Genomic DNA, 17,312 nt, shown 5'->3' with positions numbered 1-17,312 from the left:
CAAGCCGACCCGCAGCGCAACAAAAGGGCCGAGCTCCGCTGACGACGCCCCCACTGATCCAAGGCGCTAGTGCGGGGGCGAGCGCAGGCGGGTTCAGTTGGTGCTGGTTGTGGCGGTGAACCCGCACTGCTTCTGTTCCATATCGATCTGCTTCGTGATGCGAATGGCGTTCTGTGCATAGGCCTCCGTCACGGAGCCACTATTCACGGTCTTGTCCTTCAGCGGACTCACGCCTGCGCAGAGGTGGAAAACATGCGGCTCGGCGGACTTCGCGGCTCCGTTTTCGGGCGCGATCCAGTAGACGACATCCTGACCGGCGGGGTGGCTCGCGTTCTTCGTCGCCGCCGCCACCGCGGCGGTGTCCGTCGCGATCGCCTGCGCCTGAACGGCGACATCGGGCGAACAGGCGGTGGTGGGCTGCCCCGACTTGATCTGGGCTGCGCATGCGTTCATATCCTGGGTGTACTGTTCGACCGACGGGGGTTTGAAACTGATCCCCGTGACCGTCGCGAGCACGGCCAGCGCAGCGCCGACACCGCCGGCAATCTTCTTGGTCCGCGGATCCATGTTTTTGTCGGTGAGGATCAGGAAAACCAGCGGGAGGAAGGCAATCAGCGTGATGATTGCGCCGAGCTGGTTTTGGAAGAAGAACCTGGCCGCGTCGGATGCACGGGCCGGATCGTGCCTGTTGGCCGCCTTCCACAGCAAGTTGCCGGCGATTGCGAAAATCGCGATGCCGACCAGAAGGCCGATGATCAGCGGCAGGTGTCCCTGGTCGAACTTGTTCTGGCGAAGCAGCATAATTCCGTAGATCTCGCCGCCAATGGCGACGATCCACGAGAGTGCGGCGAAAAGGCGAAGACGCGTGGCGGAGGACTTCTGGCCCTGCGTCGCTTGCCAATCCTTGGTAACGTCTGGCTTGTTGTCGGTCATTGACCAGATCCCCTGATATCGACACTTCTGCGGGCGGCGTTAGACCAGAAGGCCAACCCGCCCCGCGCAGCGGCATTGAACGAGCGCCACCCGCCTTAGCGACGCGGCGAAAATGTGAGCGCCACGGCAGCCTCATCGTCATTCATATTGCGCATGAGTGAATCCGTCCATACCCACGGAGGCAGACGCCTATGCGGCGATGGCTCCGTTCTTCTTAATCTCTGGCTCGAACTTGACGCTGCCTTCCCTCGCTTGCCTCGCTTTTCTGGCGATCCGGTGGAAGCCGCCGTGGTCACAGGGCCGGTCGAAAGCAACGTCGGCAGATCCGAACTGAGGCCGGCTCGATGGTCCAAGGACCTAAAAGCGGCCAGTCCGCTTGCGGCCCAAAATGCGACGTTAGAGTATCTGCTCGGCAATGAGCTTCTGGCGCTGCCGGTGCATGTCGGTATTCGGCCCGGATCCGACCCAAAGCGGCTGTCCAGCCTCGGGTGGCAAGCGTCCGATTTTCACCACCGGCTAGGCGGCTGTGTCCAGACTCGTTTCCGGCGTCGATGTAGCCCGGCCGGCCCGGTCGTCCTCGGTATGTTCCCACCAGTCGCCCAGGGCGTCGATGAGCGGCACAAGCTTGAGCCCGGGCTCCGTGAGGTCGTAATCCACGCGTAGCGGATAGCCGGCATGCGCCGTTCGCCGCACGATCCCGGCTTCCTCCAGCTTGCGCAGTTCGAGCGCCAGGATGCGGTGCGACACTGTCGGGTTGTCACGCCTCAGGTCGCTGAAGCGCTTGGTACCATCCTTGAGATAGTAGAGCAGCAAGGTGGGCCAGCGACCGCTGAGCACACGCATTGTCTCTTCGATCGGGCAGCGAGAGACGACATCTTTCATGGCGGGAACCTGGTTACAGAATAGTGCGTAATTTACATGGGGCGACCAGCGTTTAGGGTCAAGTTTCGCTGCGCAGCGTAATCCCTAAATCATGGAAGAGACAAAGAAATGGAACCTATCCTCCTTTACGGCTTCCCGCTGGGAAGTTCGATGGGGCTTGTCGCTGCATTTGAACGCGTCGGACAACCCTACCGCCTGTGTCGTGTCGACATGCTCACTGAGATGAAGAACGATGCCTATGCCAGCATCAACGGCCGTCAGGAAACGCCGGTGCTGATCACGGACGAGGGCAGGGTGCTCACCGAGACCATGGCGATTGCCGCTTGGCTCGAAGCCCGCGACACGCAACGCCGTATCAGCTTCGAGCCCCGCTCGCCAGAAGCCGACCGGATGCATCAGCTGATGGCTTTCGTGAACACCGGTTTCACCGCCGCTTTCACCCCGCTCTGGGCTGCATATGAAATGGAGTCGGCCGATCCGGTGCTGCTGGCAACCTTGCGTGACTTTGGCCGCAAGGTCGTTACCAACCGCCATGATCAGCTTGAGGCGATGATCCTCGACACGGACTTTCTGGTCGGCGGCCGGCTGACGCTTGCCGATACCACGTTGATCGGCGTGGCGCGCTGGGCGGAGTTCCACCAGGCGGTCGACGGCACGGCTTATCCCAAGCTGGCGGCGCTACGCCGCCGCATCGAAGCTGATCCGGCCGTGCGATACGCGCTCGCTGTCGAAGCTGGCGAAAAGCCCGCCGGGTCCGGCGCTTGCCTCGGTCACGTGCCGCTGGCCGAGGTGATCGATCGCTTCGCGGCCTAATCTGTTCGTTCAGCCGCCCGGCCCCCCGGCGGCGGGCGGTCGCGACAAGCGTGCCGAGATCGGATATCATATCGCCGTTCTTGAAGTGGCAGCTGCGGGCGGCCATCCTGGCGGTGACCGCCCCGACACACGGGAGAAAGGTTATGGCCGGCTTTCATGTCATGGCGGACGCAGGTGGAATGCATGTACAGCCCACGGTGCGCCGCATCAGCACCGAGGATCTGCTCGATGCGCTCCGTCTCGGCGTAGAGGATTTCTGGGCCAAGCCGTCGCACTACGTGTTCCTGTGCCTGATCTATCCGGTGGTCGGCCTGATCCTGACGCAGTGGACGTCGGGCTCGAACGCCATCCAGCTCATCTATCCGCTGATGTCCGGCTTCGCTTTGGTCGGTCCGTTCGCTGCTATCGGCCTTTACGAAATCAGCCGCCGGCGCGAGTTCGGCATGGATACATCCTGGTGGCATGCGCTCGACGTGCGCCACTCCCCGGCGCTGCCCGCGATTGCGGTCATCGGTATCATGCTGGTGGTACTGTTCCTGCTCTGGCTGTTCACCGCGCAATCGATCTACACCAGCCTGTACGGCAATCAGCCTCCGGCCTCTATTGTCGGCTTTATTCGCGAGGTGCTGACGACCAGCAAGGGCTGGATGCTGATTCTGCTCGGCAACCTGGCCGGGTTCGCGTTCGCCGCGATCGTGCTGGCGACGACGGTCGTCGCCTTTCCGCTGCTGCTCGATCGTGACGTCGGCGCGGTCTCGGCAGTCGAGACGTCGGCAAGGGCAGTTATGACAAACCCGCTGCAGATGGCGCTGTGGGGCCTGATGGTCGCCGTGCTCCTGGTCATCGGCTCGATCCCGCTATTTGCCGGGCTTGCCGTTGTCATGCCCATCCTTGGCCACGCGACCTGGCATCTTTACCGCAGGGTGGTCGAACCGGAGCGGGCACAGCAGGTCAGGCGGCCGATGTAGGACCGATCAGCGTTGCGCGTCGGTTGCCATCTTGACGGCCAGCGCGGTCAGCACCGTGCCCATCATCCAGCGCTGGATCACAATCCATAAGGGCCGCCCGGCGAGGAAAACGGCGATCGAGCCGGCCGTCACCGCGATGATGGCATTGACGGTCAGGCTGATCGCGACCTGCGTGGCACCGAGCACCAGAAGCTGCGACAGCACGTGGCCCTTGCCGGGCTGATGAATTGCGGCAGCAGCGACAGATAGAGCACTGCCACCTTCGGCTTGAGCAGGTTGGTCATCAGCCCCATGGCGAACAGCTTGCGCGGTCTGTCTTTCGGCAGCTCGCGGATCTGGAAGGGCGAGCGCCCGCCGGGCTTCACCGTCTGCCAGGCGAGCCACAGTAAATAGAGCGCGCCGGCAAGGCGCAGCACGTCATAGGCAAAGGGCACGGCGAGCAGCAGCGCGGTGATGCCGAACGCCGCCGACAGCACGTAGAACAAAAAACCGAGCGCCACGCCGCCCAGCGAGATCAGCCCGGCTTTCGGCCCTTGCGACAGCGAGCGCGAGATCAGATAGATCATGTTCGGGCCGGGCGTCAGCACCATGCCGAGGCAGACCAGCGCGAAGGCAAAGTGGTTGGCGGGTTCAGGCAAGAGCGCATCTCCGGGTGGGGACACTCACCACACGCTTCCATCACCCGCAAGGGCATGAGGGCAGGAGCCTTTGCGCCAGCGCGCCGGGCCCCCTGCCTTAGTCGCCAATCCCATCGCCTTCAGCCGACGATGTGTCCCGTGCGACAATCGTGCGGACACAACGAAAGCTGGTGACATGGCGAAGCGCTTCGGCTAATCCGGGCCGGCCGCTACGGACCGTCGGTCGCGGCGCTTGCAACCATCATGATACAAGGACAACGGCATGGCGGATTCGCCCGACATCATCGGTTCGCTCACAGACCTGTCGGGAGCCTATTCAGCCATCCTGTGCGACGTCTGGGGCGTGGTGCACAATGGCGAATGGCATTTCCCCGCGGCGGCTGCCGCGCTGATCACTGCTCGCGCGGCGAAAATACCTGTCGTGCTGATCACCAATTCGCCGCGCCGCAGCGCCGACGTGGTGGCGCAGATGAACGCCATCGGCGTTCCTCCCGCCGCCTACGACCTTGTCGTGACGTCCGGCGACGTTACACGCGACCTGATCGCCGAAGGGCCGCGAAAGATCTTCCATATCGGCGCCGATCGGGATTTCACGCTCTATGAGGGCCTCGACGTCGAACTCGTCGAGGAGTTCGAAGCATCCGGTGTGGTCTGCACCGGCCTGTTCGACGACGAGGTGGAGAAGCCGGAAGATTATGCCGATCTTCTGCAGAGGCTGCGTGCCAGAAACCTGCCCTTCATCTGCGCCAATCCCGACATCGTCGTCGAGCGCGGCGAACGCATGATCTGGTGCGCAGGCGCTTTGGCCCGCGAATACGCACAGCTTGGCGGGCGCACGCTGATCGCCGGGAAACCTTATGCGCCGGTCTATGACGTCGCCATGAAGGAGATCGCCGACATTCTCGGCCGCCCGGTCGAGCGTTCACAAGTTCTGGCCATCGGCGACGGCATGATGACCGACATCAAGGGCGCGGCCGACAATGGCTTCGACGTGCTTTACGTATCGGGCGGCATCCATGCCCGCGATTACGGTGAAGCGCTGCAGCCGGATCCGGCCAGGCTCGCCGCCTTCCTGGAAAAATACGGCTACAGGCCGGTCGCAGTGATTCCCAGGCTGCAATAGGTTCAAGCCATGACGGCCATGTTCGAACGCATTTCCGCAACCGCACCGCTGCCGGCCCATCTGCGCGGCGGCGTGGTGGCGATCGGCAATTTCGACGGCGTCCACCGCGGCCACCAGGCGGTGCTCGAACGTGCGCGCGCCGAAGCGGAGCGTCGCGGCGTACCTGCCCTGGTGCTGACCTTCGTGCCGCATCCGCGAAAGGTGTTCAGGCCGGACATGCCGCTGTTCGTGCTGACGCCGCCGCCGATGAAGGCGCGGCTGTTGTCGCATCTGGGCTTTGCGGCGCTGGTCGAGCAGCCGTTCACACGCGAGTTCGCCTCCTTGTCGGCGGAGGCTTTCGTCACCGGCGTGCTCGAGCGCAACCTCGGCATAAGCCACGCCGTCACCGGCTTCGATTTCCACTTCGGCAAGGACCGCCAGGGCGGCCCGGCCTATCTGATGGCGGCCGGCGAGCGCCACGGCTTCGGCGTCACGCTGGTCGATGCGTTTCGCGACGAAAGCGCCGAGGTGGTGTCGTCGAGCCGCATACGCACGCTGCTGTGCGAGGGCAATGTGGCCGAGGCCGCCGGCCTGCTCGGCTACCGTTTCACCGTCGAGGCGGAGGTGATCGGCGGCCAGCAGCTCGGCCGGACGCTCGGTTTTCCGACCGCAAACATGAGGCTTTCGCCGGAAGCCACCCTTAAGGAAGGGATTTATGCCGTCCGCTTCCGCCGCGCCGACGGTTCGCTTCATGATGGCGTCGCCAGCTTCGGCCGCCGGCCGACCGTCGATGACAATGGCGCGCCGCTGCTGGAGACCTTCGTCTTCGACTTTTCCGGCGACCTCTACGGCGAGATTTGTGCCGTGTCCTTTTTCGGCTACCTGCGTTCGGAGGTGAAGTTCGACGGGCTTGACGCGCTGGTCGCCCAGATGAAGCGCGACGAGGCTGAGGCGAAGGCACTGCTCGCCGGCGTCAGGCCGCTTTCCGGGCTCGACGCGGCCGTAGCTTTTTAGAGCATCGTCCCGAACTGAAGGTCAGCGAAGCAAAAAGTGGGAACCGGTTTTCCGATAAATCATGCTCAAACCAGAATTTATCTCTTCAGCGCCAGGCCAAGGGCGATGAAGGTCCAGCCCTGGAAGATCAGGTCGACGGCCAGGAACAGGCCCAGCACCCACACGCTGTTGACCGGCCAGCCCATGGCGATGACCAGTCCCGCCAGTGCGCTGATGATGCCGGCTGCGACCACCCAGCCCCAGCCCGGCTGCGGCCGGTGGCTGTAGCCGACCCAAGCCCTGAGCACGCCTGAGGCAAGCAGCGCGACCGCCAGGAGGAAGGTCAGCACCGTCGAGGCGAGGACCGGATTGTCGAAGGCGAAGAAGCCGGCGACGGCGTAGAGGAGACCGCTGAGCAGCCAATAGAAGAAGCGGCCCCATGTCTTCACGCCGAAGGCATGGATGATTTCGACAACGCCGGCCATCAGCATCAGCCAGCCCACGACAAAGACGGAGGCGACGGTTGCGATGAACAGATTGCCGAAGGCGATGCCGCCGAAGACAAGCAGCAGCACCCCGAGCGCGACGAACCATCCCCATTTCGCCCGCGTCTGGCTGATCGCATCTTTCAAGGCATCGCCGTGCAGTGTCATCGCCTCTCCCTCAAGACTACTTGCCCTTTTTTGCCGGCTTTGAAGGTAACGCCGATAGGCCTTCTCGTAAAGCGAGCAGGGTGTGAGCGCCACACTCCCGAGCGATCCGCTTGCCAGACCTCCGCTTTTGACCCGAAGCGGCCAAATATCAGATGGAATATTCGATCATGTGCGGGGAGTGGGCCAGTGCTAAAAGATGACAAGCGGGTTTACGGGCGACCCGTCGTCCCGTGTATTCGCCATGGCGCAAGTGTAACGAAAAATTTCCAGCGCTGGCATTGGCCCTTTGTCGATGACGTGTGGCTGCCGCTGTATGCCGTTTTCAACGCTTGGCAAGACTAGGGAAGCAAAATGGGCGATGTGGACGAACACCTCGATCTGACAGAGATCAACGCCGTCCGGAGGTTGTTGACCTCAAAGCCGCGAACGGTCCGCTGGGACGAACGCCGGGCACGGCTCGACGAAGTCGGTTCGGTATGGCCGATTGCGGAGGACATCCGATGCGAGCATGTGGATTGCGATGGCCTCGCGGGCGAGTGGTCCCTGGCGCCTGGGAGTGACCGGAATAAGGTTCTGCTCTTTTTCCACGGTGGTGGCTACTGCTCCGGCTCTCTTAAAAGTCATCGTCGAATGGTTACCGAGGCAGGTCGGGCAATGGGAATGCGCACCCTCGCGATCGACTATCGACGCGCACCGGAACATCCTTTCCCCGCACAACATGAAGACGCACTCACGGCATGGCGCTTTCTGAGGCGGCAAGGGATCGCGCCGGATCGCATTGTGGTTGGCGGCGACAGTGCGGGCGGCAACCTCACCCTGTGCCTGGTCAGTATATTGCGCGCGGCAGGCGAGCCCTTGCCGCGATGTCTTTGGCTGGTTTCGCCCTGGACGGACCTTTCGATGTCCGGCGCGACACTATCAACGAAGGACGCGATCGACCCTATCATCCACCGGGCGTATTTAGAGGAACTGGCAGCCGCCTATGTTCCCCATAGTGCTAGTCGGCGCGATCCGCTGATCTCGCCTTTGTTCGCCGATCTGAGCGGATTTCCCCCAATGCTTATACAAGCCGGTTCGGCCGAGACGCTGTTGTCGGACGCAACTCGGCTCGCGGAAGCCGCTGGCGCTGCTGACGTCAAAGTACGTCTCGAAATTTGGCCGCATATGATTCACGCTTGGCCGGTTTGGAATGCGGGGTTGAGTGCCGGTCGGCGCGCTCTTCACAGCGCCGGCATGCTTGTCCGCGAGTATTTATAACCCTTGCAGAGGCAACTGCTGGCGTATTCCAGACGTCTTGATCTGGGATCTTGGTGCGCCAGTACAGTTCGCTGCAATCCGGAACAGGCCGGCCAACGCCGCCAATGTTACGGACATTAAGTCAAATTTTACCGAACTGGCGCCATGGCTTCAGTCAAGGCTGGTTGTATTGGCCAACGCGTTCGACGTATGGAGTAACGATGCGGTCTGTCCCGACGATCCCGACGGTCTTGGCCGCATTCATGCTCGGCACCTGCGGCGTTGCCAAGGCAGGCGAGGGCACCTTCGGCTGGCTGTCCGGAGACTGGTACCTGACGGTCGGCGCCACCGGCATGGTTGCCCCGAATTTCGAGGGCGGCAAGAAATACCTGCTCAGCGCCTCGCCGATCATCTCGCTCGGCAAGGCTGGTCCCGCGGCGCGCTTCACGTCGCGCAACGACAATATCTCATTGGCATTGATCGACGATGGCGGCGTCCGCGCCGGCCTGACAGGCAAGTTCCTGTTTTCCCGCGACGGTGGTGACGCCGACGAATTGAAGGGTCTCGACCCGGTGCGCTGGGGCGGGGAGGCTGGCGGCTTCTTCGAATTCTATCCTTTGGATTGGCTGCGTGCCCGCGCCGAATTGCGGCACGGCATTCGCGCCCACAACGGCTTTGTCGCCGACATCGCCGCCGACGCCTTTTACGATGTGACGCCCGATGTCAGGATTTCGGGCGGACCGCGCGTTTCGTTCGCCTCATCGGACTATTTCGACGCCTATTACGGCGTTGATGCCAAGGAGTCCCTGGCCTCGGGGCTCAGCGAATATCATCCCGGCGGCGGGGTGAAGTCGGCGGGCATCGGCGGCGCGGTGACCTGGAAGGTGACCGAGCCGATGACGGCCAGCCTGTTCGGCGAATATTCCCGCCTGATGGGCCCGGCCGCCGATTCCAGCCTGGTCAAGGAGCGCGGCTCCAGGGATCAGTTCATGATCGGCGTGTCGACGACCTATCGCTTCGATTTCTCGATGTGAGCGGGTAGGCGTCGGCTCATTTGATCAAACGGCTGTCGAACGGATAACGGTATAGGGCCGCAATCGTAATGCGTGACGCATCGTCATGGGTCGGGTTGAGCAGATAGTTGTTTGCTTTGCGCATTATGATCGAAGGAATTTTCATGAGCGCGTAACGATTGGCCGAGAGAAAGTCCGTGCCCTGTCGCCGTGTCGATTCCATGTCCTTGTCCCAGCCGTCATGGATAACCGGTTCGGTCATTTCTATTCCGTCCGGAACGTCGATTTCGATAAGCTGGTAGGTTTCCGGAACGGTTTCGCGCGTCGCATGCACCAGTATCTCCAGCAGTGCCGTGGAAGGGTGGTCGGTGCAATAGACGATGGGCATCCCGCGCCTGTTCCATCTTCCATCAACGAGCGTTCCGCCACGACCCGAGAGATCCGCGAAATTGGAGATGCGCCAGATGCGCATCGTCAGGCAAGCATGCCAAAGTCGATGCGGATAAGCTCTTCGGAAACGACGTGGGCGCCGGTCTCTGTCTCGAGGAGATCGATCGGCCTTGCACCATCCAATGCTATGATCTCGCTTCTCAGCCAACGCTGGGCTTTCTCATGGCTGCCGAATACCCGATCCGCCTGCTCGGCGATGCGTTCTAGGCGCAGGGCGCGGTCGGATTCAGCTGGCGAAAGCGGCTCGGCATGTTCCTTGCGACGCGCCAGCGTGCGGCGGGGGGCAACGATACGATAGAGTTCTTCGCTACTGAAACCCAGACTGCGCAGATGATCGATCTTGTCCGTAGGGACGGAAAAGTCGTGTGTTGCGCGAATTGCCCTTGCTGCGACCGACATGAACGTCTCCTTGGCACTGCAGGCCATTTGCCTGCAAATGTATGCGCAATTGGCACATAGCGCAAGGAAGCATCAGAGTTCGGGCTTTTCAATATCGCCTCTGTCGGTTAAAAGCCCAGCCATGACGAGCTTTTCGCGCCTTCTCGCGACTGCGATACGAATTACAGGCCCGGTGTTCCGGGCGGCCTGACGGCCGCCGGAGCCGCCGGGAATCTTGCGCGCGGCCTCTCGCGCTTTTTCCAGATCATGATAGTTCAACGCCCGGGCCCTTTTGCCGCCGGGCAACGCATATGGCAGACGAATGACTGATACCGAGACGATCGACTATTCCAAAACGCTCTACCTGCCGCAGACGGATTTCCCGATGCGCGCCGGTTTGCCGGAAAAGGAACCGCTGCTGGTCAAGCGCTGGCAGGATATGGACCTTTACCGCAAGCTGCGCGAAGACGCAGCCGGCCGCGAAAAATACGTGCTGCACGACGGCCCGCCGTATGCGAATGGCAACATCCATATCGGCCATGCGCTGAACAAGATCCTCAAGGACGTCATCACCCGCTCGTTCCAGATGCGCGGCTATGACTCGAACTATGTGCCGGGTTGGGATTGCCACGGCCTGCCGATCGAATGGAAGATCGAGGAGCAGTACCGCGCCAAGGGCAAGAACAAGGACGAGGTGCCGGTCAACGAGTTCCGGCAGGAATGCCGTGAGTTTGCGGCGCACTGGATCAAGGTGCAGGGCTCCGAATTCCAGCGCCTCGGCGTCGTCGGCGACTTCGACAATCCTTATACGACGATGGCTTTCCACGCCGAGGCGCGGATCGCCGGCGAGCTGCTGAAATTCGCCATGTCCGGCCAGCTCTATCGCGGCTCCAAGCCAGTGATGTGGAGCGTGGTCGAGCGCACCGCGCTGGCCGAGGCAGAGGTCGAATACCAAGACTATGAGTCGGACACGATCTGGGCGAAGTTTCCGGTCGTCAGCCTCGCTCGCCAGGTCATCAACATCGAGGATGGGCAGCCAGCCTTGGATCCCAAGCTGACGCAGACGTCGCTCGATCTGCTTGATGCCAACGTCGTCATCTGGACGACGACGCCGTGGACAATCCCCGGCAATCGCGCCGTCAATTACTCGCCGCGCATCAACTATGGTCTCTACGAGGTTACGGCGGCCGAGAACGCCTTTGGTCCTCAGCCCGGCGAAAAGCTGATCTTTGCCGAGAAGCTTGCGGACGACGCTGCCGCGAAGGCCAAGGTCACTCTGAATCGGCTTCGCAACGTTGGCGCCGAAGAGCTTGAAAACCTTACGCTTTCGCATCCCCTCAAAGCTCTAGGCGGCGGCTACGATTTTCCCGTGCCGATGCTCGCCGGCGATCATGTCACCGACGATGCGGGCACCGGATTCGTCCACACCGCGCCGGGACACGGCCGCGAAGACTTTGACGCCTGGATGGATGCAGCCTCTGATCTTCGCCAGCGCGGTATCGACACTGCGATTCCCTTCACGGTCGACGATGCCGGCTTCTTCACCAAGGACGCGCCGGGCTTCGGCCCGGACCGCGAGGGTGGAGCGGCGCGCGTCATCGACGACAATGGCAAAAAGGGCAATGCCAACCAGGCTGTCATCGACGAGCTGATCAAGCGCAACGCGCTGTTCGCGCGCGGCCGGCTGAAGCATTCCTATCCGCATTCCTGGCGCTCAAAGAAGCCAATCATCTTCCGCAACACGCCCCAATGGTTCGTCTATATGGACAAGGAGCTTGGCGACGGCACGACGCTGCGCAGCCGCGCGCTGAAGGCCATTGACGATACCCGCTTCGTGCCCGCCGCCGGCCAGAACCGCATCCGCGCCATGATCGAGGAGCGCCCCGACTGGGTGCTGTCGCGCCAGCGCGCCTGGGGCGTGCCGATCGCCGTCTTTGCCGATGCCGATGGCAATGTGCTGCGCGACGAGGCGGTCAACCAGCGCATCATGGACGCCTTTGAGAAGGAAGGCGCCGACGCCTGGTTCGCCGCCGGCGCCAAGGAGCGGTTCCTCGGCAATCACGATGCCTCGAAATGGCAGCAGGTGATGGACATCCTCGACGTCTGGTTCGATTCGGGCTCGACGCATGCCTTCACGCTTGAAGGCCGGCCGGACCTGAAATGGCCGGCCGACGTCTATCTCGAAGGCTCCGACCAGCATCGCGGCTGGTTCCACTCCTCGCTGCTCGAAAGCTGCGGCACCAGGGGCAGGGCGCCCTACGACACCGTCGTCACCCATGGCTTCACCATGGATGAGGAGGGGCGGAAAATGTCGAAGTCGCTCGGCAACACCGTCGTGCCGCAGGACGTCATCAAGCAGTCCGGCGCCGACATCTTGCGGCTGTGGGTGGTGACGACCGACTATTGGGAAGACCAGCGGCTCGGCAAGAACGTGCTGCAGACCAACATCGACGCCTACCGCAAGCTGCGCAACACGGTTCGCTGGATGCTGGGCACGCTCGCCCATGACGACGGCGAGGAGGTGCCGCTGGACAAGATGCCGGAGCTGGAGCGGCTGATGCTGCACCGGCTCGCTGAACTCGATGAAGTCGTACGCTCAGGCTACGACGCCTTCGAATTCAAGCGCATCACCCGCGCGCTGCTCGACTTCATGGTGGTCGAGCTGTCGGCGCTCTATTTCGACATCCGCAAGGACGCGCTTTACTGCGAAGCGCCTTCCAGCGTGAAGCGCAAGGCTTCCGTCCAGGTGGTGCGCCATCTCTTCGACTGCCTGGTGAAATGGCTGGCGCCGATGCTGCCCTTCACCATGGAAGAGGCTTGGCTCGACCGTCATCCGGATGCGGTCTCCCTGCATCTCGACCAGTTCCCGGAGATCCCGGCGGACTGGAAGAACGAGGCGCTGTCGGAGAAGTGGCGCAAGGTGCGGCAGGTCCGCCGTGTCGTCACCGGCGCGTTGGAAATCGCCCGTGCGCAGAAGGTCATCGGCTCTTCGCTGGAAGCGGTGCCGGTCGTCACCCTCGACGATGCCGTGCTCGAAGCGGCGATCGCCGATGTCGACATGGCCGAGATGGCGATCACCAGCGATCTGGTAATCGTGCACGGCAAGGCGCCGGCGGGCAGCTTTACCCTCGACGACGTCAAGGGCGTCGCCGTGGTCGTCGAGAAGGCGGAGGACCGCGGCCTGGTGAAATGCGCGCGCTCCTGGCGCTACACCGCCGATGTCGGCTCAGATCCGGAATTCCCCGATGTTTCGGCCCGTGACGCCGCTGTCCTGCATGAGCTGAAAGCTTTGAGCCGCCTCTAAGGCGGTGCACAAATGCCACGGCGGGCGGCCGATCGGCCCCCGCGCGTTGCCCTTAACGAGTGGTTGAGGTAAACACGCGAAACTCCGGACGACAAATTGTCGCCGGAATTCCGTCGGAAGAGCATAGGCGATGGGGACCGGACCTTTCTTTGGCCGGCGGCAATCGAGAGGCTGTCTACAGTGGGACTTTTTGGCATGACCGAGAGAACTTACGCGCGCGTTGCGCTGCTAGCGCCGCTTGTCGTATCGGGCCTCGCTTTGTCCGGCTGCATGGGCTCGCCCACTTACGGGACCGACAAGACCGCGGGCGCGCAGCTTGCCGGTGACCTCACCGGGGCGTTTTCCTTCGCACCCAAGCGCAAGGATAGTATCGACTACAAGCCGCGCCCCACGCTGGTGAAGCCAGGACCGGGGCAGAAGGAAGTCTTGCCGCCGCCGCAGGAAAGCATCGAGACGGCAAGCGCCGAATGGCCCGAATCGCCGGAGCAGCGCCGTGCCCGCCTGCGCGCCGATGCCACGCTGCATCAGGACGACCCGGCCTACCAGGCGCAGGTCATCGATGACGTGCAGACGGATCCGGCGTCGGTCAAGGCCGCGCTGAAGCAGTCGGGCTCGAGCCACCCGCCAGCCTGGACTCCGGCCGATTCGGACAAGGGCCGCGCCGCGGAAATCATGCGCCGCCGGGCTGAAGGCAAACAGGGCGACCCGACCACCCGCAGATATCTGAGCGAGCCGCCGGTGCAATACCGCGCTGCTGCCGACACTGCGCCGCAGGGCGACCTCGGCGAGGACGAGTACAAGAAGGAACGACGCCTCAAGAAGGAGGCGGCCGCCAAGAGCAAGAGTGGCGGCATGTTCGACTGGCTGCCTTGGTAGCCTGACGGCGCCAGAGACTTTCTGGCCTGGATTGGTTGACTTGGATTTGGACCGTCTGGCGGACCAGAAAATCAGGGTCCGCGTCGCTCGCGAAAAAAGTCTTTCAGCAGCGCTGCTGCAGCGTTCTCGGCCATGCCCGGATAGATGTCGGGCACATGGTGGCAGGTCGGTGACGTGAAGAAGCGAACGCCGTTGACCACTGCGCCGCCCTTCTCGTCGGCAGCGCCGAAATAGAGCCGGCGCAGCCTGGCGAAGGAGATGGCGCCGGCGCACATGGCGCACGGCTCCAGCGTCACATAGAGATCGTGGCCGCTGAGCCGCTCGCTGGAAAGCTTGCGGCAGGCCTCGCGGATCGCCAGCATCTCGGCATGGGCGGTGGGATCGGCGAACTCGCGGGTGCGGTTGCCGGCACTCGCAACGACCGTATCGCCGCCGACGACGACCGCGCCAACCGGCACTTCGCCACGCAGGGCGGCGGCTTCGGCTTCTTTCAGCGCCAGCGCCATGAAATCCTGCCGCTTCACGCGGTTTCCATTCCGATTATCTCCTCGCCACTAGAGCGCGATCCTGTTACTACCCGCGCAAACGAGCAAAGGCCACATGGACGACAAAAACAAGAAATTCCCGCGCAAGGCCGGCCCGAAACCGGCGGGGCCGCGCGGTCGCGATAGCGCTCGCGGCAAGGGCGGCAAGCCGTCCTTCGGCGCCAAAAAACCTTATGCTCCGCGCGGCGACCGGCCGGCGGCGGCCGAAGGCGAACGGCCGAAGCGCGACTTCAAAGGCGGCGACAGGCCGTTCAGCAAAGTGCCGCGTCCGGAAGGCAAGCCTTATGAAAAGCGCGAGGGTCCACGCAAGCCTTATGCGCCGCGCGGCGACCGGCCAGAAGCTGCCGAAGGCGAGCGGCCGAAGCGCGACTTCAAAGGCGGCGACAGGCCGTTCAGCAAAGGGGCGCGTCCGGAGGGCAAGCCTTATGAAAATCGCGAAGGTCCGCGCAAGCCTTACGCACCGCGCGGCGACCGGCCGGCAGCTGCCGAAGTCGAGGGCGGCGAGAGGCGCTTCGACCATCCCAAGCGTGACTTCGGCGATCGTCCCAAACGTGATTTTGGCGGCGATCGACCCCATGGGGCACAAAGGGCACAGGCGGCATCGGAAGGCGGCTTCAAGCCGCGCCCGCGTCGCGTCGAGGCAACGGAAGAAGCCGGCGAACGCATTGCCAAGCGGCTGGCGCGTGCCGGCCTGGCCTCGCGCCGCGACGCCGAGGAACTGATTGCGGCCGGCCGCGTCAAGGTCAATGGCAAGGTGTTGTCCTCGCCGGCCTTCAACGTGATGCCCGGCGACATCATCCATCTCGACGGCATGGAGATCCCGCCGATCGAGCGCACCAGGCTGTTCCTGTTCCACAAGCCGGCCGGCGTGGTCACGACAAACCGCGATCCCGAAGGCCGCAAAACCGTCTTCGACGTGCTGCCGCCTGGGCTGCCGCGGCTGATGACCATCGGCCGGCTCGACATCAACACCGAAGGCCTGCTGCTGCTCACCAACGATGGCGGCCTGTCGCGGGTGCTCGAACTGCCGGCCACCGGCTGGCTCAGGCGCTATCGCGTGCGCGTCCACGGCAAGGTCGAAGAAAGCGCGCTTGCCGGCCTGCGCGAAGGCCTTGCCGTCGACGGCGTCTTTTATGGCGCCATCGAAGCGACGCTCGACCGCGAGCAGGGCTCGAACGCCTGGCTGACACTCGGCCTGCGCGAAGGCAAGAACCGCGAGGTCAGGAACATCCTGGGCTCGCTCGGTCTCGACGTGACGCGGCTGATCCGTATTTCCTACGGGCCGTTCCAGCTCGACGATTTGCCGGAAGGCCATGTGCTGGAGATCAAGGGCCGCGTGCTGCGCGACCAGCTCGGTGAGCGCCTGGTCGAGGAATCAGGCGCCAATTTCGATGCCGATATCGCCAAGCCGTTTTCCAACAAACCGGTCAGGCGTGAGCGGGAGGAGGAGCCCGAGCGGCCGAAATTCACCCGCGACGGCGAACGCCGGCCGATCGGCGAGGGCGGCCTGATTAAGAACCGCAAGCGCCGCGAAGGCAGCCGCGACGAAGCGCTCGGCAAGCTGTCGACAAGCCCCGACAGGAGCTTTGGGCCGAAAAAGAGCTTTGGCGAGCGTGGCCCCAGACCTGAACGCGGCGACTTCGGGGACAAACCCCGTGGCGACAAGCCTCGTGGCGGCTTCGGTGGGAAGAAATCCGAACGCGAGCAGCGGCCGATCGAGCCGCCGGGCCAGCGCAAGGCCAATGTCTGGATGGCGCCGGGCGCACGGCCGATCGGCAAGGGCAGGGCTGAGGCAGATGCCGCCAAGGCGGCAGAAAACAAGGCGCGCAAGGCCTCGTTCAAGCCGTCTTACGGCAAGCCCCGCGGCAAGCCGCAAGGCGGCGGCGCAAAGCCGTTCGGAAAGCCACGCGGCGAGCGTCCGGATAGTGGTGGCGACCGGCCGCGTGGCGGCCCGAAGGGAAGCAATGCGGATCGTCGGCGGTGAGTTTCGCGGGCGTCCGCTGGCGACGCCCCGCACCTTTGCCATCCGCCCGACGACCGACCGCACGCGTGAGGCGGTCTTCAACGTGCTGACGCATCGCTTTCCCGAAAAACTGAACGGCGCGCGCGTGCTCGACCTGTTCGCCGGCACCGGCGCGCTCGGCCTCGAAGCGCTGTCGCGCGGCGCCTCCTACGCTGTCTTCATCGAAGAATCCGCCGAAGGGCGCGGCCTGATCCGCACCAATGTCGAGGTCTTCGGCCTCACCGGCCGCACCAAGATATTCCGCCGCGACGCGACGGGCTTGGGCGAGGCGGGCACCATCGCCGCATTTGGCCTGGTCTTTGCCGATCCGCCCTATGGCAAGGGCCTTGGCGAACGCGCTTTGCGCTCGGCCAAGGCCGGCGGCTGGCTAGCCCCTGGCGCGCTCTGCGTCATCGAGGAAGCGGCGGCGGCGCCGTTCGAGGCAGGGCTGGGCTTTTCGGTTGTCGACGAGCGCAACTATGGCGAGACGGTCATCCGGTTCATCGAGGCCGCCTGAGTTCGGCTT

At 63.5% G+C, this 17,312-nt stretch carries 16 protein-coding genes and 1 pseudogene; 10 read left to right on the top strand and 7 right to left on the bottom strand.

Annotation, left to right across the window (positions count from 1 at the left end):
• Nucleotides 1-93 precede the first annotated feature (93 nt).
• Together NKH13_RS05965 and NKH13_RS05960 are read right to left on the bottom strand one after the other, a co-directional pair.
• A complete protein-coding gene (locus NKH13_RS05965; RefSeq protein ID WP_352911239.1) occupies nucleotides 94-933 on the bottom strand; it encodes a hypothetical protein in 840 nt (279 codons plus the stop codon).
• A 516-nt stretch (nucleotides 934-1,449) separates the two neighbouring features.
• A complete protein-coding gene (locus NKH13_RS05960; protein ID WP_352911237.1) occupies nucleotides 1,450-1,815 on the bottom strand; it encodes a winged helix-turn-helix transcriptional regulator in 366 nt (121 codons plus the stop codon).
• 108 nt (nucleotides 1,816-1,923) lie between these two features.
• Here NKH13_RS05960 and NKH13_RS05955 point away from each other — a divergent pair, with 108 nt between their 5' ends.
• Nucleotides 1,924-2,628 (top strand): glutathione S-transferase family protein, encoded by a 705-nt coding sequence (locus tag NKH13_RS05955; protein ID WP_352911234.1) that lies wholly within the window; start codon nucleotides 1,924-1,926, stop codon nucleotides 2,626-2,628.
• A 143-nt stretch (nucleotides 2,629-2,771) separates the two neighbouring features.
• Nucleotides 2,772-3,596, top strand: coding sequence for a DUF2189 domain-containing protein (locus NKH13_RS05950; protein ID WP_352911232.1), 825 nt, complete (start codon nucleotides 2,772-2,774; stop codon nucleotides 3,594-3,596).
• A 6-nt stretch (nucleotides 3,597-3,602) separates the two neighbouring features.
• Here the strand turns inward: NKH13_RS05950 and NKH13_RS05945 are convergent.
• Nucleotides 3,603-4,234, bottom strand: a pseudogene (locus tag NKH13_RS05945) (LysE family translocator).
• Between the two features lie 262 nt (nucleotides 4,235-4,496).
• On the opposite strand from NKH13_RS05945, the gene NKH13_RS05940 reads away from it, so the two are divergent.
• Both NKH13_RS05940 and NKH13_RS05935 read left to right on the top strand, forming a co-directional pair.
• Nucleotides 4,497-5,357 carry a TIGR01459 family HAD-type hydrolase gene (locus tag NKH13_RS05940; protein WP_352911229.1) on the top strand — a complete coding sequence of 287 codons (861 nt, stop codon included), beginning with the start codon at nucleotides 4,497-4,499 and terminating at the stop codon, nucleotides 5,355-5,357.
• 9 nt (nucleotides 5,358-5,366) lie between these two features.
• Nucleotides 5,367-6,350 (top strand): bifunctional riboflavin kinase/FAD synthetase, encoded by a 984-nt coding sequence (locus tag NKH13_RS05935; RefSeq protein WP_352911227.1) that lies wholly within the window; start codon nucleotides 5,367-5,369, stop codon nucleotides 6,348-6,350.
• Nucleotides 6,351-6,427: 77 nt separating this feature from the next.
• On the opposite strand, the gene NKH13_RS05930 is transcribed toward NKH13_RS05935, so the two are convergent.
• Nucleotides 6,428-6,982, bottom strand: a complete 555-nt coding sequence (locus tag NKH13_RS05930) for an HdeD family acid-resistance protein (RefSeq protein ID WP_352911224.1) — start codon at nucleotides 6,980-6,982, stop codon at nucleotides 6,428-6,430.
• 351 nt (nucleotides 6,983-7,333) lie between these two features.
• Between NKH13_RS05930 and NKH13_RS05925 the strand changes: the two genes are divergently transcribed.
• Together NKH13_RS05925 and NKH13_RS05920 are read left to right on the top strand one after the other, a co-directional pair.
• Nucleotides 7,334-8,239, top strand: coding sequence for an alpha/beta hydrolase (locus NKH13_RS05925; RefSeq protein ID WP_352911221.1), 906 nt, complete (start codon nucleotides 7,334-7,336; stop codon nucleotides 8,237-8,239).
• A 200-nt stretch (nucleotides 8,240-8,439) separates the two neighbouring features.
• Nucleotides 8,440-9,252 carry a MipA/OmpV family protein gene (locus NKH13_RS05920; RefSeq protein ID WP_352911219.1) on the top strand — a complete coding sequence of 271 codons (813 nt, stop codon included), beginning with the start codon at nucleotides 8,440-8,442 and terminating at the stop codon, nucleotides 9,250-9,252.
• A 16-nt stretch (nucleotides 9,253-9,268) separates the two neighbouring features.
• Here the strand turns inward: NKH13_RS05920 and NKH13_RS05915 are convergent, their stop codons facing one another.
• Nucleotides 9,269-9,703: an RES family NAD+ phosphorylase gene (locus NKH13_RS05915; RefSeq protein WP_352911216.1), complete on the bottom strand. Its 435-nt coding sequence runs from the start codon at nucleotides 9,701-9,703 to the stop codon at nucleotides 9,269-9,271.
• Between the two features lie 2 nt (nucleotides 9,704-9,705).
• Nucleotides 9,706-10,080 carry an Xre family toxin-antitoxin system antitoxin gene (locus tag NKH13_RS05910; RefSeq protein ID WP_254817430.1) on the bottom strand — a complete coding sequence of 125 codons (375 nt, stop codon included), beginning with the start codon at nucleotides 10,078-10,080 and terminating at the stop codon, nucleotides 9,706-9,708.
• 301 nt (nucleotides 10,081-10,381) lie between these two features.
• Here NKH13_RS05910 and ileS point away from each other — a divergent pair, with 301 nt between their 5' ends.
• Nucleotides 10,382-13,363 carry an isoleucine--tRNA ligase gene (ileS, locus tag NKH13_RS05905; protein ID WP_352911212.1) on the top strand — a complete coding sequence of 994 codons (2,982 nt, stop codon included), beginning with the start codon at nucleotides 10,382-10,384 and terminating at the stop codon, nucleotides 13,361-13,363.
• A gap of 195 nt (nucleotides 13,364-13,558) precedes the next feature.
• Entirely contained in the window at nucleotides 13,559-14,239 is a 681-nt protein-coding gene (locus NKH13_RS05900) for a hypothetical protein (RefSeq protein WP_352715085.1), read from the top strand.
• Nucleotides 14,240-14,310: 71 nt separating this feature from the next.
• Here NKH13_RS05900 and NKH13_RS05895 read toward each other — a convergent pair whose 3' ends face one another.
• A complete protein-coding gene (locus NKH13_RS05895) occupies nucleotides 14,311-14,763 on the bottom strand; it encodes a nucleoside deaminase (protein WP_292653914.1) in 453 nt (150 codons plus the stop codon).
• Nucleotides 14,764-14,839: 76 nt separating this feature from the next.
• On the opposite strand from NKH13_RS05895, the gene NKH13_RS05890 reads away from it, so the two are divergent.
• Together NKH13_RS05890 and rsmD are read left to right on the top strand one after the other, a co-directional pair.
• Nucleotides 14,840-16,768 carry a pseudouridine synthase gene (locus NKH13_RS05890; RefSeq protein ID WP_352911209.1) on the top strand — a complete coding sequence of 643 codons (1,929 nt, stop codon included), beginning with the start codon at nucleotides 14,840-14,842 and terminating at the stop codon, nucleotides 16,766-16,768.
• On the top strand, nucleotides 16,749-17,303 hold the full coding sequence (rsmD, locus tag NKH13_RS05885; RefSeq protein ID WP_352911208.1) for a 16S rRNA (guanine(966)-N(2))-methyltransferase RsmD: 555 nt from the start codon (nucleotides 16,749-16,751) through the stop codon (nucleotides 17,301-17,303). The genes NKH13_RS05890 and rsmD overlap by 20 nt, the downstream gene beginning before the upstream one ends.
• Nucleotides 17,304-17,312 lie beyond the last annotated feature (9 nt).

Origin of the sequence: Mesorhizobium sp. M1348 (assembly GCF_040317925.1) — a bacterium.
Lineage (GTDB): Bacteria > Pseudomonadota > Alphaproteobacteria > Rhizobiales > Rhizobiaceae > Mesorhizobium.
Note: the sequence above shows the minus strand (reverse complement) of the source record. Positions and strands in the feature narration are given on the sequence as shown.

Coding starts and splice junctions, on each gene's coding strand:
- NKH13_RS05965 (WP_352911239.1), bottom strand. CDS start 933: ATGACCGACAACAAGCCAGACGTTACCAAGGATTGGCAAGCGACGCAG.
- NKH13_RS05960 (WP_352911237.1), bottom strand. CDS start 1,815: ATGAAAGATGTCGTCTCTCGCTGCCCGATCGAAGAGACAATGCGTGTG.
- NKH13_RS05955 (WP_352911234.1), top strand. CDS start 1,924: ATGGAACCTATCCTCCTTTACGGCTTCCCGCTGGGAAGTTCGATGGGG.
- NKH13_RS05950 (WP_352911232.1), top strand. CDS start 2,772: ATGGCCGGCTTTCATGTCATGGCGGACGCAGGTGGAATGCATGTACAG.
- NKH13_RS05940 (WP_352911229.1), top strand. CDS start 4,497: ATGGCGGATTCGCCCGACATCATCGGTTCGCTCACAGACCTGTCGGGA.
- NKH13_RS05935 (WP_352911227.1), top strand. CDS start 5,367: ATGACGGCCATGTTCGAACGCATTTCCGCAACCGCACCGCTGCCGGCC.
- NKH13_RS05930 (WP_352911224.1), bottom strand. CDS start 6,982: ATGACACTGCACGGCGATGCCTTGAAAGATGCGATCAGCCAGACGCGG.
- NKH13_RS05925 (WP_352911221.1), top strand. CDS start 7,334: ATGGGCGATGTGGACGAACACCTCGATCTGACAGAGATCAACGCCGTC.
- NKH13_RS05920 (WP_352911219.1), top strand. CDS start 8,440: ATGCGGTCTGTCCCGACGATCCCGACGGTCTTGGCCGCATTCATGCTC.
- NKH13_RS05915 (WP_352911216.1), bottom strand. CDS start 9,703: ATGCGCATCTGGCGCATCTCCAATTTCGCGGATCTCTCGGGTCGTGGC.
- NKH13_RS05910 (WP_254817430.1), bottom strand. CDS start 10,080: ATGTCGGTCGCAGCAAGGGCAATTCGCGCAACACACGACTTTTCCGTC.
- ileS (WP_352911212.1), top strand. CDS start 10,382: ATGACTGATACCGAGACGATCGACTATTCCAAAACGCTCTACCTGCCG.
- NKH13_RS05900 (WP_352715085.1), top strand. CDS start 13,559: ATGACCGAGAGAACTTACGCGCGCGTTGCGCTGCTAGCGCCGCTTGTC.
- NKH13_RS05890 (WP_352911209.1), top strand. CDS start 14,840: ATGGACGACAAAAACAAGAAATTCCCGCGCAAGGCCGGCCCGAAACCG.
- rsmD (WP_352911208.1), top strand. CDS start 16,749: ATGCGGATCGTCGGCGGTGAGTTTCGCGGGCGTCCGCTGGCGACGCCC.